This is a genomic window from Sphingobacteriales bacterium, assembly GCA_016706405.1.
GTDB lineage: Bacteria > Bacteroidota > Bacteroidia > Chitinophagales > UBA2359 > BJ6.
The window spans coordinates 101,412-118,563 of record JADJJT010000001.1; the positions used below are offsets into that span (position 1 = coordinate 101,412).

General features: G+C 41.9%; 18 protein-coding genes. 6 read left to right on the forward strand and 12 right to left on the reverse strand.

Annotation, left to right across the window (positions count from 1 at the left end; translation table 11 throughout):
- Positions 1–166 precede the first annotated feature (166 nt).
- From IPI59_00435 to IPI59_00445, 3 genes are all read left to right on the forward strand, one after another.
- Complete coding sequence (locus tag IPI59_00435; GenBank protein MBK7526040.1) at positions 167–988, forward strand: PepSY-like domain-containing protein; 822 nt, start codon at positions 167–169, stop codon at positions 986–988.
- Positions 989–1,337: 349 nt separating this feature from the next.
- On the forward strand, positions 1,338–3,686 hold the full coding sequence (locus tag IPI59_00440) for a T9SS type A sorting domain-containing protein (GenBank protein ID MBK7526041.1): 2,349 nt from the start codon (positions 1,338–1,340) through the stop codon (positions 3,684–3,686).
- Between the two features lie 160 nt (positions 3,687–3,846).
- Entirely contained in the window at positions 3,847–5,355 is a 1,509-nt protein-coding gene (locus IPI59_00445) for an MBOAT family protein (GenBank protein ID MBK7526042.1), read from the forward strand.
- A 42-nt stretch (positions 5,356–5,397) separates the two neighbouring features.
- On the opposite strand, the gene IPI59_00450 is transcribed toward IPI59_00445, so the two are convergent.
- On the reverse strand, positions 5,398–6,537 hold the full coding sequence (locus IPI59_00450) for an acyl-CoA dehydrogenase (protein ID MBK7526043.1): 1,140 nt from the start codon (positions 6,535–6,537) through the stop codon (positions 5,398–5,400).
- Between the two features lie 308 nt (positions 6,538–6,845).
- Between IPI59_00450 and IPI59_00455 the strand changes: the two genes are divergently transcribed.
- Complete coding sequence (locus IPI59_00455) at positions 6,846–7,496, forward strand: ATP-binding cassette domain-containing protein (protein ID MBK7526044.1); 651 nt, start codon at positions 6,846–6,848, stop codon at positions 7,494–7,496.
- Positions 7,497–7,545: 49 nt separating this feature from the next.
- On the opposite strand, the gene IPI59_00460 is transcribed toward IPI59_00455, so the two are convergent.
- The gene (locus IPI59_00460; GenBank protein ID MBK7526045.1) at positions 7,546–8,829 is read right to left on the reverse strand and encodes a pyruvate dehydrogenase complex dihydrolipoamide acetyltransferase; all 1,284 of its coding nucleotides are present in this window, start codon (positions 8,827–8,829) and stop codon (positions 7,546–7,548) included.
- A gap of 371 nt (positions 8,830–9,200) precedes the next feature.
- Between IPI59_00460 and IPI59_00465 the strand changes: the two genes are divergently transcribed.
- Positions 9,201–9,938, forward strand: coding sequence for an isoprenyl transferase (locus tag IPI59_00465; GenBank protein MBK7526046.1), 738 nt, complete (start codon positions 9,201–9,203; stop codon positions 9,936–9,938).
- Positions 9,939–10,061: 123 nt separating this feature from the next.
- A complete protein-coding gene (locus IPI59_00470; GenBank protein MBK7526047.1) occupies positions 10,062–10,865 on the forward strand; it encodes a 1-acyl-sn-glycerol-3-phosphate acyltransferase in 804 nt (267 codons plus the stop codon).
- A 44-nt stretch (positions 10,866–10,909) separates the two neighbouring features.
- On the opposite strand, the gene IPI59_00475 is transcribed toward IPI59_00470, so the two are convergent.
- The 10 genes from IPI59_00475 to IPI59_00520 form a co-directional block, all read right to left on the reverse strand.
- A complete protein-coding gene (locus IPI59_00475) occupies positions 10,910–12,538 on the reverse strand; it encodes a VCBS repeat-containing protein (protein MBK7526048.1) in 1,629 nt (542 codons plus the stop codon).
- 204 nt (positions 12,539–12,742) lie between these two features.
- Entirely contained in the window at positions 12,743–13,243 is a 501-nt protein-coding gene (locus IPI59_00480) for a YeeE/YedE family protein (GenBank protein MBK7526049.1), read from the reverse strand.
- A 13-nt stretch (positions 13,244–13,256) separates the two neighbouring features.
- A complete protein-coding gene (locus tag IPI59_00485) occupies positions 13,257–13,820 on the reverse strand; it encodes a YeeE/YedE family protein (GenBank protein MBK7526050.1) in 564 nt (187 codons plus the stop codon).
- Positions 13,821–13,832: 12 nt separating this feature from the next.
- On the reverse strand, positions 13,833–14,126 hold the full coding sequence (locus tag IPI59_00490) for a thioredoxin family protein (protein MBK7526051.1): 294 nt from the start codon (positions 14,124–14,126) through the stop codon (positions 13,833–13,835).
- Positions 14,123–14,329 (reverse strand): hypothetical protein, encoded by a 207-nt coding sequence (locus IPI59_00495; GenBank protein MBK7526052.1) that lies wholly within the window; start codon positions 14,327–14,329, stop codon positions 14,123–14,125. Before IPI59_00495 ends, IPI59_00490 begins: the two co-directional genes overlap by 4 nt.
- Complete coding sequence (locus IPI59_00500) at positions 14,326–14,892, reverse strand: DUF3365 domain-containing protein (GenBank protein MBK7526053.1); 567 nt, start codon at positions 14,890–14,892, stop codon at positions 14,326–14,328. The genes IPI59_00495 and IPI59_00500 overlap by 4 nt, the downstream gene beginning before the upstream one ends.
- A 10-nt stretch (positions 14,893–14,902) precedes the next feature.
- Positions 14,903–15,136, reverse strand: a complete 234-nt coding sequence (locus IPI59_00505) for a hypothetical protein (GenBank protein ID MBK7526054.1) — start codon at positions 15,134–15,136, stop codon at positions 14,903–14,905.
- Positions 15,136–15,342, reverse strand: a complete 207-nt coding sequence (locus tag IPI59_00510) for a DUF2892 domain-containing protein (GenBank protein MBK7526055.1) — start codon at positions 15,340–15,342, stop codon at positions 15,136–15,138. The genes IPI59_00505 and IPI59_00510 overlap by 1 nt, the downstream gene beginning before the upstream one ends.
- Before the next feature lie 20 nt (positions 15,343–15,362).
- Positions 15,363–15,677, reverse strand: a complete 315-nt coding sequence (locus IPI59_00515) for a rhodanese-like domain-containing protein (protein MBK7526056.1) — start codon at positions 15,675–15,677, stop codon at positions 15,363–15,365.
- A gap of 26 nt (positions 15,678–15,703) precedes the next feature.
- Positions 15,704–17,116, reverse strand: a complete 1,413-nt coding sequence (locus IPI59_00520) for an MBL fold metallo-hydrolase (protein ID MBK7526057.1) — start codon at positions 17,114–17,116, stop codon at positions 15,704–15,706.
- Positions 17,117–17,152: the final 36 nt, after the last annotated feature.

Below are 17,152 nucleotides of genomic sequence, written 5' to 3' on the forward strand. Positions count from 1 at the left end.
AAAATTTTGTCCCTGTCTGTGCAACCTTTTAATTAACAACTCACCTTTACGGCATACAAAGCACTGATAATTGTTGCGCAACGTTTTTTTATTTTATGATAGATAATAGTGCTGTAATAAACCACATTAGTTCATTTAAGTTAAAAAAAGTAAAAACAAAATTTGTATGAAAAAACTATTGATTGCCCTTTTTGTAGCAGCCACGTTTAGCTTGCTATGGGCGTGCCAAAAAGATTCTTTTTTGCCGAACAACAACGACGCTGCTGACACCGAATTGATGACCGAAATTGCCAACACAAGCCAAAAAACCGAGATTGATGTAACCACAATGCCAAACGAACTTAAACAATTTGTAGCAATTTATTATAACCCAATACAGGCCGCTAATGCCTATATAGCACCTCAGTTGGGTTACGAGCTAATTTTAGAAGATGCCACAACTGTTTATTTCGATTTAAATAGCAATTTTTTAGGCAACGACACAAATTACAAAGGAGGTAAACCCGACTTGTTAAAAAATGGAAAAGGTTGCCACTGCTTAAAAGGCGACTCGGTAGCACTCGAAACCCTTCCCGCCACTATTACCGATTATATTACAGCTAACTATCCTAGCCAAACCATTGTTGCTGCCGTAGTAAAACCAAGCGGAAAATATGGCATCAAATTATCGGGCGGCGACGTACTGCTTTTCGATGCCGAAGGCGGTTTTGTTAAAGTGTGTGGCCCACCACCCGGCGACCACCCCCACCACCCCAAAGATTCGACCGTTGTTATTAACCACTGCTTAAAAGGCGACTCGGTAGCACTCGAAACCCTTCCCGCCGCTATTACCGATTATATTACAGCCAACTACCCCGGCCAAACTGCGGTATCGGCAGCCACTAAACCCAACGGCAGCTTTGCGGTGCTAATTTCGGGCGGTCAGGTGCTTATTTTTAAATCCGACGGCAGTTTTGCTTTTGAATGTACTGCCATGAAACCCAAATGACACGGACCCGGACACGGCGGGCATGGGCACGGACATGGAAAAGGTAAGGGAGGCTAAACCAATAATTTTAGTCTTAACTCATCAGTTGCCTTGTAAATTTAAGACCAATCAAAAAATAAAAAGAGATAGCATTTTTTAGGTGTAGCACTAACAAGGGATTTTTTTAGGCCTGTCGGGATAAAAACCGCAGGCCTTTTTTTATTCCGGAATATTATTTTTAGAAATACCGAAATTTAGTTGGCTTTTATCCGGATAATTAGCTGCAAAATACCCAAATTTGCAACTTGCTACCTTTTTAATTATCTGGAGGTAGTTTTAACATTTATTAATCATTATTTATTTTGTGTGTATGTCCAAAAAATTACGCTTTTCGTATTATAGTGTTGCACTATTTGCCCTTGTTTTGTTAACCACTTTTAACGCCCAAGCCCAAATACAAGGCGAGGTAAGTGGCATTTGGACAGCCGCCGAAAGCCCAATTTGTGTTACCGGCGATATTGTGTTGCCAGCCGATAAAACTTTAACTATTGAACCAGGTGTAGAAGTGGTTTTTCATGGCAACTACGCTTTTAATATTGATGGCGCACTAAACGCCACAGGCACCGCGCAAAACTGGATAAGTTTTGTACCCGTTGATACCGAAGAAGGCTGGGGCGGTATTCGCATATCGGGGCTACCCACCGATACCCTGCAATTTGCTTATTGTTATATTGCCTATGCACGCCAAACAAGTCCCAACAAAACAGGGGGCGGCATGTTTGTGGGCTGCAAATACATTGCACTTGACCACTGCTGGTTTGACCATAACTACGTACAAACACATGGCGGCGGAATGCAAATTACCAACAACCTTTCGGATGCTTATTGCACCATAAAAAACTGTATTTTTAGCTTTAATACTGCTATTGATGATGGCGGCGGCATAGCTACCATGCACGGCCATAATATTGTCATTGAAAATAGTTTGATTTACGGCAACTCGGCTGGCGACAAAGGCGGAGCAGTAGGCGGCGGCGGCATTAGGTTTCATGGTTATGGCAGCCCGGTGGTAAAAAACTGTGTTGTTACCAATAATTATTGTGTGTCGGGCGGAGCGGGCATAAGCTCGTACTGGAACACCAACCCTATTATTACCAATTCTATTATTTGGGGCAATAATGGCGACAATTTGTGGGAATCCAGCCCGCCAGTTGTAAGCTATTGCTGTGTGCAAGGCGGCTGGCCGGGCACCGGAAATATTAGCACTAACCCCCAATTTATTGATGAAACCATTAATAATTTTGCCTTGATGCCCTCAAGCCCCTGTATTGACTCCGGAAACCCCGATTTATATAGCGCAACCGATATTTTAGGCTTCGCGCGCCCTGCCGGCAACTATCCCGATATGGGTATTTACGAAACAAGTGCCTCGTATTTTGGTATCTTGCTGTTTCCGCAGCTTAATACCTGCGCCAGCGCTTGTAATGGCTTTATAGATGCCATTGTTACTGGCGGCACCGAACCTTATGACCTTGTTTGGAGCGACGGCAGTACCGGAGCGCAACTTTACGATGTTTGCCCTAACGAATATACCCTTACTGCTACCGATGCTGCTGGTTTGGTGGCAACTTATACCTTTACTATGGACTATATTTTGCCTAATCCGCAAGCATTTTTTACTACCAATAGCACGCAACAATGTTTGCAAAACAATAGTTTTAGCCTGCAAAACCAAAGTACTATTAATTGTTTGGGTACACTTAAATATAACTGGACTTACGGCGATGGCTTCGACTCGGATGCTGAAAATCCCATCTACCATTATACCACGCCGGGCAATTACAATATTGCCCTTACGGCTACAAGCAACGAATTCGGCTGCTCAAACACTTATACCATGCCTGTAACTGTTGCGCAGCCCACCCTCGACCTTGGCCCCGACACGGCCCTTTGTGCCCCCGATGTTTTGTTGTACGACCTATCGCAAACTCCCGCCGATAGCTATCTTTGGAGTAATAACTCGGCCAACCCTATTTTATACATAGATACGCAGGGGGTTTATTGGCTTACAATTCAATGGCAAGGATGCACCACCACCGACACCTTAGTAGTAGCCAATAACTGCAAGCCGATTTTACCTGTTGAATTATTGTATTTTTCCGGATTTGCCCAAGCCACCACCAACGAGTTAAGCTGGGCTACAGCCAGTGAAACAAATACGCAACGCTTTGAAGTGTATGCTTCATCAAACGGCCATAATTTTACACTTTTGGGGCAAGTGCCGGCACACCAAAACAGCAGTACGCAACAGTTATACTCCTTAACCCATGCTTACCCGCCTGTAAATACTTACTACCAACTGCGCGACGTTACAACCGAAGGTATTACCCAAATCTTGCAAACAATATTTATTGACAGGAAAAACACATTAACGGCAACAAACAATACTTCCGGATGGGATTTAACAGCAAATACCGATGCTAAAGCAAGATTAGGCCAAACTATTAGCCTTTCAAACTATACGCAGCAAAGTCTTCGTGTTTTAATAAAAATATATACTATTGATGGCCGTTTGGTAGTCAATAATCTAATAAATGTCGAACCGGGGCAACAAAACTTAGACCTACCCTTTTTAGCAAATACTTTGCCCGGCTATTATTTTATTACTGCCACCGATGGGCAAACTAATCCCAAAACAATTAAATGGATAGCACATTAACAATAAAAAAAGTAGCAACTTATTTAGATGGTTTGCCTTTAAGTGAAACTTAATAGCGTACTTTTGCGGCCAAATCAAACTGCTGCTTATTTATAGCACAATCTAATACAATATCCGGTACAAATAACCTTAATTAGCCCTAATTTCAGTGAACCAAACCATGATGAACCAAATTTGGCAAAGTTTGGCTTATGACGGCAATAACCCCATGATTTTTAATAGTGGGCAGTTTTTGTTGTTTTTTTTGGTATTTATGTTGGGCTATTCTTTGGTTTATAAACATCAACTGCCTAAAGTAGTATTTATTACGGCGTTTTCGTTGTATTTTTATTATAAGTCAAGCGGGGTATATGTGGGTTTGTTGTTTGTTTCAACGGTTGTTGATTTTTATTTAGCCCGCGCCATACATGCCGCGCAACATAAAGTAGTGCGTAAATTTTGGTTAGTAGTAAGTTTGGTTGCCAATTTAGGCTTATTGGGTTATTTTAAATATACTAATTTTTTTGGCGAAATTTGGTCAAATTTATCCGGAGGCAATTTTATGCCTTTGGATATATTTTTGCCTGTGGGTATTTCGTTTTTTACTTTTCAGTCGTTGAGCTATACCATTGACGTTTACCGAGGCGAGTTAAAGCCCATAAATAGCTTGCTCAATTATGGTTTTTATATTTCATTTTTTCCGCAGTTAGTAGCCGGGCCTATTGTGCGCGCCCGCGACTTTATACCGCAAATAACCCAAGTGCCGCATGTTACGCAGGCAATGATGGGGCGTGCCGTGTTTTTAATTGCTGCCGGCCTATTTAAAAAGGCAGTTATCAGCGATTATATTGGGGTAAACTTTGTTGACAGGGTATTTAGCACGCCCCTGCAATACACCGGCCTCGAAAATTTATTTGCCATTTATGGTTATGCCTTACAAATTTATTGCGATTTTTCGGGTTACTCAGACATGGCCATTGGCATTGCTTTGCTGTTAGGATTTCATTTCCCGGCAAATTTTAACGCCCCTTATCAAGCGCGCAATATTGTCGATTTTTGGCGGCGTTGGCATATTTCTTTATCAACATGGCTGCGCGACTACCTCTATATTGCTTTAGGCGGAAACCGAAAAGGCAAAGTCCGAACCTATATAAACCTTTTAATTACAATGTTGCTGGGCGGACTTTGGCATGGTGCCTCGTTTAAATTTATAATTTGGGGAGGCCTGCACGGTTTAGCTTTGGCGGCACATAAATTTTATCATCACAACAAAAGGGCTATTTGGGGCAAAGCCATTGCATCAAATCATACTAAAGCCAATACTAATAGCGCAATAAAATATTTGAACCATTTTTTAGGTATGGTGGTAACGTTTAATTTTGTGTGCTTTTGCTGGATATTTTTTAGAGCGCCCGATTTAGAAACGGCACGACAAATAATAGAGCAAATACTATGGCAATTTCATCCGGAAGTTTTTGTTGAGTTTTTATCCGGATATACTCATATCTTATTGTTTATGGTATTGGGGTATTTTATTCATTTTATACCGCAACCTATTGAACAGTATTACCAAGATAATGTCACGCGGTGGCCATTAATAGCACAAGCATTATTATTAGTAGCCGTTATTTGGCTGGTAGTACAAGTAAAATCAGCCGATATACAGCCGTTTATTTATTACCAATTTTAGTTTTGGTTGGTTAGTTCGCCGGTTATGGATGGCGTTAATTAATTATCCCAAAACACTGCGAGCAATAACCATACGTTGTATTTCGCTGGTGCCTTCGTAAATTTGGGTAATTTTGGCATCGCGCATTAAGCGTTCAACGTGGTACTCTTTTACAAAACCATAGCCGCCATGTACCTGAACGGCCTCAACGGTATGGCGCATAGCAACCTCGCTTGCGTATAATTTAGCCATAGCAGCGGCTTCTGCATACGATTTTTGCTGGTCTTTTAAGTAGGCAGCTTTAAGACAAAGCAATCTTGCCGCTTCTATTTCGGTGGCCATGTCGGCTAATTTAAATTGTATGGCTTGGTGTTTAGATATTTCAACGCCAAATGCTTTGCGCTCTTTCGAGTATGCTAAGGCAAGTTCGTAGGCCCCCGATGCAATGCCCAACGCTTGCGAAGCAATGCCAATACGCCCGCCGTCTAAGGTTTTCATGGCAAATTTAAAACCAAAACCATCTTCGCCAATCCGGTTTTGTTTAGGTACACGCACGTCATTAAACAACATGGTATGCGTATCGCTGCCGCGAATGCCTAATTTATCTTCTTTTTTACCAACTACTACACCGTTCCAGTCGCGCTCAACAATAAAGGCGTTAATGCCCCGGCTGCCTTTGCTGCGGTCGGTATGTGCAATTACCAGGTACACCCCGGCATGGCCGCCGTTAGTTATCCAGTTTTTAGTGCCGTTAAGCAAATAGTAATCGCCCATATCAATGGCGGTAGTGCGTTGTTGCGTAGCATCCGAGCCTGCTTCGGGTTCAGACAGGCAAAATGCGCCAATTTTTTGGCCGGTTGCCAAAAGTGGTAAATAAGTTTGTTTTTGCCACTCTGAGCCAAATGTTTCAAGGCCCCAACAAACCAACGAGTTGTTTACCGACATAATTACCGAGCACGAGGCATCTACCTTCGATATTTCTTCCATAGCCAATACATACGAAATCGTGTCTAAGCCAGCACCACCATATTCGGGCGAAACCATCATGCCCAAAAAGCCCAATTCGCCCATGCGGTGCATTAGTTCGGTGGGGTGTTTTTGCAGGTCGTCTCGTTCAATTACACCCGGTTTACATTCGTTTTGAGCAAAATCGCGGGCTGCCTGCCGTATCATCAAGTGTTCATCGGTAAGGGTAAAGTTCATAAGCGGTAAAGGATGGCTAATTATTTAGGAACTGATTTGTTTATTTGTTAGGCCAACAAATTGAAGCTACAAAGGTACAAAAAAAACACAAAACAAGATGATGAAATTTGTTTTAATATTATTGATGGGCCATTAGCAGCAAGGCGACGGTAAGGCAGAGTGGTTTAGGCGATATTTTGGCCGGAGCTATGAATTTGGGGTAAATTTAAAGTCCATTCCGGAAATTGCTGGGTGTAAACTTTTAGGCTCTTAAAGGCCTCAAACAGATAGTAAAAACAATACGCCCTGCTAATTGTTATTAGATGTGTATGCTTAAAACAACCGACCTAAAGTTTTCTTACCCCAGTTCAAAGACAAAAACCAAAGATTCGACTTTGTTTGCTTTTCCGGATATTTTTTGTGCCGGAAAAGAGGCTTTGCTTATTTTGGGGCCTTCGGGATGCGGAAAAACAACCTTGCTCCATCTTTTATCCGGATTATTAACGCCACAACAAGGTCGCATCGAAATAGGTCAAACACCCATTAATACTTTGTCGGCAGCAGGTTTAGATCAATTTAGAGGGCAACATATTGGATTGGTTTTTCAGAAACCACATTTAATAAGCGCCTTAACTATTACCCAAAACTTATTGCTGGCACAAAATTTGGCAGGTATGCCCCAAAACGCGGCACAAATTGCCAAACTACTCGAACAATTACAATTAAGTCATAGAGCCAACGCCAAGCCGCAAGCACTAAGTCAGGGCGAGCAGCAAAGGGCAACCATAGCCCGCGCCGTGTTAAACCGCCCCCAATTGCTGTTGGCCGACGAGCCCACCGCCCATTTAGACGATGCCAACTGTTATGCCGTAGCACATTTACTTAAAAACCACGCCCATAATGCCAATGCTGCGCTGGTAATTGTAACCCACGACACCCGGCTAAAAAGCATTTTTACAAATCAGTTATTGTTAGCGTAATTTGGTTGTATTTTATGGCATAATATTGTATTACTATGCCATGCTATAACTATACCAACATTCGCATAGGATTTTCGAGCATTTCGCGCAAACTTTGCAAAAATTTAGCCCCCGTTGCCCCATCTACTACTCGGTGGTCGCACGAGAGGATAAGTTTCATATGGTTGGCAATTTTGATTTCGTTATTGACAACGGCTGGTACTTGGGCAATTTTACCTACGGCTAAAATGCACACATCGGGCGGGTTAATAATGGCGGTAAACTCGTCAATATCAAACATACCCAAGTTCGAGATGGTAAAGGTATTGCCTTGCATTTCGTCGGGTTGTAATTTTTTTGTTTTAGCTTTTTCGGCTAAGGCAACCGTTTGGGTCGAAATTTGGCTTAACGATTTTTGGTCGGTATTGGCAATTACGGGTACTAAAAGACCGTCTTCAACCGCCACGGCTACACCAATATTTATATTACTATGATACCTAATAACATCGCCTAACCACGAGGCATTAATTGCCGGATGGTGGCGCAGGGCCATGGCTGCCGCTTTTACAATAAGGTCGTTAAACGATATTTTAACGGGCGACATTTCGTTTAGGGTTTTGCGGGCTGCCATTGCCGCGTCCATAGTTACGGTTGTTTTGAGGTAAAAATGGGGGGCAGTAAATTTGCTTTCAGCCAATCGGCGGGCAATGGTTTTGCGCATTTGGCTTACACGCTCATCGCGGGCATTTGCATCGTTAGTGGCGGCGGGTGCAGCAGTGGTTTCGGTTTCGGGGGTGGTGGTGGTAGTTTGTTGTTGTTGGGTTTGAACAAATGCTTCTACATCGCGCTTTACAATACGGCCTTCGGGGCCGGTGCCGGCAATTTGGTGTAAGGGTACTTCACTTGCTTCGGCAAGCCGTTTGGCAAGTGGCGATACTTTAAGCCGTTCATTACTTGTTGTTGTTGTTTCGTTGGCAGGCGGCGACACCGTGGCAGGCGTAGCAGCAACAGCAGCGGGGTTTTCAGTAGTTTGGGTGGTGGTGGCAGGGGTAGGCGGGGTAGCTGTTGGTTGCCCGTTGGCAAACGAGGCTACAATAGCGGCTACATCTATGGTTTCGTCGGGTTCGGCAATAATAGCCAACAGCGATTTTACCTTAATTGGCTGCCCTGCTTCGGCATGATACAGCAAAACCCCATCTGAAGGCGCTTCAAAATCGAGGGTTGCTTTATCGGTTTCAATTTCGGCCAACAACTGGCCCGATTTTACAGTATCGCCCACTTTTTTATGCCAAATGGCTACAACACCCTCAGTCATGGTGTCGCTTAAAAGGGGCATGGGTATAATTTCAGGCATATTTAACAAAAAATAAACAAACGGTTATTTTACTATATTATATTGGGTAGTAAGGGTAATTTGGGCAAAGATAGGGCTTAATTATTGTGTTTTATAGTGCGTAGTGTAAATATATTGTACTAAATTGACAAAACTTGCCGAAATTTACCCCTTGAAAGCCAAAATTATGCCGGCTTTTGTGTTGTGAACGCAACCACGTTGGCAAAACAACCATCTTTTTCATCCGGATATTTTTATTATGGATACATTGTTTTAGTATCTTTATTTTTTTATCCGGAACAAGTTTATTTTAATCTCGGTATTATAATTTTAACCATATTACCGGTAAGCAAACTCACTAACCCAATAATTATTTTCATTTGTTTTAAAAAATGTCAGTCGAAATACAGCTTCCTGAGTTAATAGACAGTTCGCGTTTGCCGCAGCATATTGCTATAATTATGGATGGCAATGGCCGTTGGGCAAAACTACAAGGGCAAAACCGAGTTTTTGGCCATAAACAAGGGGCAATTACCGTGCGCGAAATTACCCAGGCTTGTGCCGAATTGGGAATAAAATACCTGACGCTTTATACTTTTTCGACTGAAAACTGGGGGCGACCAAGTTTTGAAATTACCGCTCTAATGGAGTTGTTGGTACAAATGCTGCGCTCGGAAGTAAAAACCCTGCGCAACAATAATATAAGGCTTAATGCAATTGGCAACCTAACACTGCTGCCCGACCGCATTCAGCGCGAAATTGACCAGTCTATACGCACTACCGCCTCGAACACCGGCATGGTGCTTACCTTGGCGCTCAGCTACAGTGCGCGGTGGGAAATTACCGAAGCGGCCCGCCAAATTGCCCGCGACGTGGCTGCCGGCGAACTTAAACCTGCCGATATTAACGAAAATATTGTAGGCAATTACTTAACCACCCGCAATATGCCCGACCCCGAACTGCTTATACGAACCAGCGGGGAATTGCGCATTAGCAACTACCTATTATGGCAAATTGCATATACCGAGTTATATTTTACACCCCAGTTTTGGCCTGCCTTTGACAAAATGGCCCTCTACGAGGCTATTTATGATTACCAACAGCGCGACCGCCGGTTTGGCAAGGTGTAATTATAATATTGTTATTCCTTTGCAAATATTAGCTTGGGGGTTTGTTGCGTTGCAGATTGTTGTATATTTGTTAAAAAAATCACCGTTTGTTCAGTAAACTATTTTACCCTAAGGAAATAAAAAATGATTGTATTGCGCTACTTGTTTACGGCTTGGGCTTTTTTATTGTTTATAGCCTTTATTTTGGTAGGTATTGTTGTTTATTTTTTTCTGTCTATATTTAAGCGGCAACATGCCCAGCGCGGTTACATGGCGTACAACCGCTTTTGGATGCGCTCGTGGGCTTTTTTGTGCGGTGTGCGTTTAAAAGTAGTGCCAAACCCCTTGATTGACCCCAACCGGCAATACATTTTTGCCCCTAACCATACTTCGCTGGGCGATGTTGTAATGGGGCCAGCCGCTTTTGGCGGTGCTTGTACTGCATTGGGTAAAATTGAGCTAAAAAAAATCCCTTTAATGGGGTATTTATTTGCTAAATCTTGTATTTTGGTTGACAGAAACGACCCTGAAAGCCGCCGGAAAAGTATTGAGCAAATGCGCCAAATAGGTAAAGATAATATTTCGGTTGTAGTTTTTCCGGAAGGCACCCGCAATGCTTCCGGATTTCCGCCTTTGCTCGATTTTCATAGTGGTGCTTTTCGTATTGCTATTGATTTGCAAATTCCGTTGGTACCATCCGCCATAATTGGCGCACGCAATTTAATGCCCAACGAAAAACCCCCGCTTTATCCTTGCCAAATAACCTGTATGTATGCCAACCCTATTGACACTGCCGGCCTCACCCACGATGATTTGCCCTGGCTGTCAAACAAAACCTATAATGCTATTTTACAACTGTTGGCAGAGCACGACCCTTTGTATGCACCACAAAAAGAGCAGATTTTAGCGCAATACCACAAAAAAAACGATAAGCCACCTATAAAATAAGCGCCTTAAATTTACTTTGCATATTTAATTACCAAACCCTAAAATTATTCTACTACAAATTTACCATTGCCAATAATTGTATTTTCGCTAAGCAAGGTAAAGAAGTAAAGTCCGGATGGCAGCCCTGAAATTTCAAATTTGGCCGCTGTGCCGGTTATAGTTTTGTAAGTTTGCACTTTTTGCCCCAAAGCATTATAAATTTGAAGGCTATGAAGGCGGTTTCCGGCATTTGAAAAGCTTAATATTGTAGTGTTTTTTGCCGGGTTAGGGTGTACCTGAAGGGTGCCCTCCGGATGATTTTCAGCAAAATCGGAAATGCCTACTGTTCCAAGTTCGCACAAGGAGGAAGTTCGCCTGATGTTTCGTTGAAACATCAGCCAGTCGGGGCCTGCGCCAACGCCTATTGAAAGGGCATAAGCTCTGCCATAATTATTCTGAAAGTCGGGGTATTTGGTGTCGCCGCCAATAATAAAAAGGTCAAGAATGCCGTCGCCATCAAAATCGGCAATTATTGGGGCATGGTTGATATCGAGGGTGTCGCCGTAATGTGCTGCAAGGTCAATAGACCAAATTGGCGCTCCGGTAGTACCTTTCAGGGCAATAACTGTTCCGGTGCTGGTGCCAAAAATCACATCGGGTTTATTATCGTTATCTACATCTGCCAAGGCGGCCCCACGAAATGCGCTTGCATAATCTGGAATTGAATATTGCCACAAAATACTGCTGTCGCTTTGCAAGGCTGTCATTTGAAACCATGCTGCAAAAACGACTTCACACGAGCCGTTGTCGTCTAAGTCGGCAATGGCGGCAGGGCAGCCGATATAGTAATCTTTGGGGGCGGTATGTGTCCATAATTCGGTTCCGTTTTCTCCGTTCAAGACGTGGAGTTTTCCGCTGTAATCGCCAATAACCAGTTCGGGTCTGTTGTCGCTGTCGAGGTCGGCTACGGCTGTTCCGTGGTAAACAACGTCTTCAACCTTGTGTTTCCAAAGCAGGGTGTGGTCATTACCTCTGTACGCATATACATAATTAGTATCTTGAGAAAATGCCCAGCTTGCCACTACAAAATCAAGTTGCCCATTGTTGTCAAGATCTACTATAGTGGGAGCGGTTTGTATCCACGAATTGCTGTTTACGGTTATTTCCCAAGCTACAGAGCCATCTTCGGCGTTAATACATATTACGTATCCGCCAAATTCGCCATGCAGTATTTCGGGTTTGCCATCCTTGTCAATATCGGCAATTGTAGGGGGCGAGTCGCTGCCGTGCGTAGTTGTTTGCCATTTTACCGCCCCGGTTGCGCCGTCAAAACAATAGGTTTTTGCATTGCACGAGCTTGGAACAATTACTTCCATGCTGCCATCATTATCTACATCGTAAATAATAGGTGCTACGTCATTGCAGCCCTCAAAACCTTCGGGGTGGGTATTGTATTTCCAAAGCAGGGTTCCGTTTTCGGCATTCAAGGCATACACCGAGCTGTCGTTGCGGTAGCACCCGAAAACCAGTTCAAGTTTACCATCGTTATCTATATCGGCGGCGGCAGTTTGACCAAATGAGGCATCATTTAAATTGTACCACCATTTAATTGTGGGTGTTTGGGCGGAAACCTTAGCCGAAAGGCAAACAGCGCAAATTAAGGCAAATAAAATTAATACTTTATTTGTTGGCATATAGTTTAGATTGAAACACAAATATAGCAATAAATCTTCGGTCAAATATTCCGGAAGTTTACTACTATAATGCCTCAACTCAATATTTTTTAGGTCAAGAATAAACAGTATTTTGAATAAAATTTTATTCAGTTCCAGACGGCTCGATTTCTACCGCTTTCCGGAAATTGTAAAGTATTAGCAGTGTCGATTTATAATATTTGTTTAGTGCGGAAGTTTTTCGCTAAAAAATCCGTAAACCCAAACTCCGGCAATGGCACTCAAAAGTGTAATAACAATAACTGTTACGCCGGCTCCGATTTGAGCAAAAAAAGGTCCGGGGCAGGCCCCGGTAATTGCCCAGCCAAAACCAAAAATCAAGCCGCCATAAATTTGTCCTTTATTGACTGGTTTGGGTGTAATGACGATGGGTTCGCCATGAATGGTTTTGATTTTAAATTTTTTAATCAGGAAAACGGAAATTATACCAACTATAACGGCAACGCCGATTATTCCGTACATATGAAACGACTGAAAGCGAAACATTTCCTGTATGCGAAACCAACTTATTATTTCGGCTTTAACAAGTATAATGCCGAATAGAATGCCTACAATCAAATATTTTAAATTATGATACCATTTAGGCGCTAAGCTGTTTTCGTTTGTTGGCGTTGCGTTTAATTCAGTGTTTGCTAAGCCTTTTTCTGTGTTTATGCTTTGTTGCATTTGTTTTTTAGGGCTAAAGTGAAAGAATAAGCGGTAAAATAAAATTTGCCATAATAAAGCCACCAAGCATAAAAAATATGGTTGCTATTAAAGAGGAAGGTTGTAAATTAGACAATCCCATAATCGAATGTCCGCTGGTACAGCCATTTGCATAACGTGTGCCAAAGCCCACTAAAAAGCCACCAACTACCATAATTAAAAAGCCTTTGAGGGTAAAAAGAGATTGCCAACTGATAATGTCTACCGTCACTAAATTATTGTAGTTTGTAATGCCGTAGGTTGTTAACTCTTCTGTTAATTTTGGGTTGATTTCAACGGGGTTTGGGTTGGCAAATAGGGCAGCGGCAATTACCCCGCCTAAAAATATGCCAAAGACAAAAAATAAATTCCACGCTTCTTTTTTCCAATCGTATTTGAAAAATGAAATATTGGCGGGTATGCAAGCCGCACAAATATGGCGTAAAGATGAGCTGATGCCAAATGGTTTATTTCCTAAAATCAATAAGGCAGGAACAGCTAAACCTATTAATGGCCCCGCTACATACCATGCCCAGGGTTGTTTTAAAAATTCTATCATGTTTTAGTTTTATTATAGGCTTTCGTGAATAAGTCGTTCTAATTCGTTTGCCGGAAAAACGCCAGCTTGTCGCCAGCGAATTTCTCCGTTTTTAAATATAATAATGGTGGGTACAGCGCGTATATTATAGGTGTTTGCGACTTGCGAGTCCTTGTCTATATCAATTTCGATGATATTTGCCTTGTCGCCCACCCGATTTTTTAATTCCTCTAAAACAGGTAAAATCTTTACGCAATAGCCGCACCAATTGGCTGAAAAATTTACTAATACGGGTTTATTTTGATTGATTAGCTCCTGAAAACTCATAGCGCTTTGTTTTTATCTTTCTGAAAAATTGAAAATAAAAGTCCGCCCATAACTGCACCATAAAGGGTGCTGTTTACAGGGTTTGACGTAATAGCGCAAGTGCCCGAACTACAACCTATAAATTGCCAATAGAAATAGCCCGCTGTTGCTCCAAGTAAAAGACCTATGATGCTTAGTAAATATTTTTTTAAAAAGATTTTCATTGTTGTTTGTTGATTTTTATTTTCCACATGCCTCTTAAATCGCCCATTTTGTAACCAGTGGCTTTATCATCCGGATATTTTTGGGCGATAATTTTTTGCGTGCTCTCAATGATGTCGGTCTTGTTACCGTGGCATTTGATACAAGTTGGCATGGCAATGGAAATTGGTTTGAAATAAACTACTGCTCCATCTTTGTCTTGTTCAATAAAGTGAGTTTTTTCTGTTTTTATTTTCTCCCAAGCCAAACTGTCTGCTTGTGTTTGAATAGTATTTTCCGGATTTCTGTTTTTATCACTCAAGCGCTGGATTTGCACTTTAAAATTTTTAGCAATGCTATCGGTAAGTGGCATGGCCCTAATATTACAAAACTCAACGGCAAAATCTGTTCCACCTTTTTGTATAGCTCCGGATACATTTTTTAGCAGTGTGTTTTGCATATCAACAGAAATACTGTCGCCCAAAAGTAGCCATGTATTTTTTTCTTCTTGAGATAAAAGTTTTTGTTTGTTACTGCTACACGAAGAAAATACAATTAGCGCCAACGAAAAAGCGATGCTTTTCAATAGTAGTTTTTTATGGTAGTTCTTCATAGGTTATATCATTAGTTTTCTTATTGCTTTTTGCTATGGGTGTGTTGCAACCCGAAGTACTACAACAGCCCATGTTTAGTAATGGCATTAATGTTAATAGCGCGCCCATTGCAACAAATATCCACTCTTTTGATAAAGCACCTTGCACCATAATAATTATACCTAAGGCCAATCGAAGTAGGCGCATAAAATTCCAATTTTTGAGATAATTGTCCATTATTTCATTTTTTTTAAGGTATTGATACCAAAAAGCAAATACAACGGGCAAAAACTAATGAAAGACGTGAGGGCAAGTACGAAGGCAAAAATGCCCAATACTATGGCTAATGTTCCGGAAATAGTGTTTGTGAAATATAAAACAACTATTAAAATTGCTATTAATATCCGGATTCTTTTGTCGGTTAATCCTATGTTTTTTTTCATTATTTTTATTTTTTTAATGATTAGTTAATTAATTGGTTTACATTTTGCCAGGTTCCGCCATTGATTACATTTTGAAAGCCGTTTTGTTCCAAAATACTTTTTGCCTGGCTGCTTCGGTTTCCGCTCCGGCAAAAAACAACGATGCTTTTTTTATTTTTAAATTTTGATAATTGCTTTTGTACATCGTCTAACGGAATGTTTACTGCGCCGTTTATGCTACCCCCCGAAAATTCGGCAGGCGTGCGAACATCTACTAAAAACGCACCATTTTTTAAAGCATTTTTCAGTTCGTTGTTGTCGGTTGGTGCGAATATATTTTTAAATAATCCAAACATTGTTAATATGGTTATTGAGATGAAAATTAGTTTAATACTTTGCTTTGACATACAAAATTGGTTGTTGGAATATTAGTTTTGGCAATGGCGTTAAAACCGCCGTCCACTTCGGTAAAATTGCGGTAGCCACGTGCCTGTAAAATACTTGCGGCAATCATGCTGCGGTAGCCGCCTGCGCAATGCAGGTAAAAATGTTGCTGCGGGTTTATGTCTTTAACCCAGTCGTTAATATTGGCCAATGGTTTGCTGTAAGCCTGTTCAATGTGTTCGGCGGCGTATTCGCTTTCTTTGCGCACGTCAAGGATGGTGTTTTCGGGTATTTTTACTTCGCTGGCAAATTGTTCGGCAGAAATACGGTTTACGGTATCAATTTCTTTTCCGGCATTTTTCCATGCGTCAAAGCCTCCGGCCAAATAGCCTAAGACGTTGTCAAAGCCCACTCGGCTAAGGCGGGTAATAGCTTCTTCTTCGCTACCTAAGTCGGTAACAAGCAAAATTGGTTGTTGCACGTTGGCAATAAGTGCGCCCACCCAAGGGGCAAAATCGCCGCGCAGCCCTATGCTTATAGCCTGTGGAATAAAACCATTTGCAAAATTGGTGCTGCTGCGCGTGTCTAAAATTAGTGCGTCTGTGGCCTCGGCGGCGGTTTCAAATTCGTGTGCCGATAGTGCTTTCATGCCTTGGCTCAACACGTTTTCAAAACTTTCGTAACCTTTTTTGTTCATGGCTACGTTCATGCCAAAATAGGCAGGCGGCGGCAACAAACCGTCTGTAACGGCTTTTATAAATGCTTCTTTGTTTGGTTGATTGAGGGCATAGTTCATTTTCTTTTGATTGCCCAAGCTGTCCACCGTTTCTTTCATCATGTTTTTACCGCAAGCCGAGCCTGCTCCATGTGCCGGATAAACAGTTATGTCGTTGGGCAAGGGCAAAATTTTGTTGTAAAGGCTTTCGTAAAGTAAGCCCGCTAATTCTTCTTGTGTTAAGTTGGCGGCCTTTTGTGCGAGGTCGGGTCGGCCTACATCGCCCAAAAATAAGGTATCGCCGCTAAATAAAGCGGTTTCTTTTCCGTTTTCATCAATTAATAGATAGCAAGTGCTTTCCATGGTGTGCCCGGGCGTGTGTAAGGCTTTAATTTTTATATTGCCCAATTCAAACACCTGATTATCATGGGCAATGATGGCTTCAAATTCGGGATTTGCCGTTGCGCCGTAAACAATGGGTGCGCCTGTTTTTTTGCTCAAATCTAAATGTCCGCTTACAAAGTCGGCATGAAAATGGGTTTCAAAAATGTATTTGAGTTTTGCACCGTCTTTTTCCAAACGGTTTAAATACGGTTGCGTTTCGCGCAGGGGGTCAATAATGGCTGCCTCGCCATTTGAAGTGATGTAATAAGCACCTTGCGCCAGGCAGCCTGTATAAATTTGTTCGATATTCATGTTAATTTACTTGTTTTATGGTTGTTTATTTGTTTG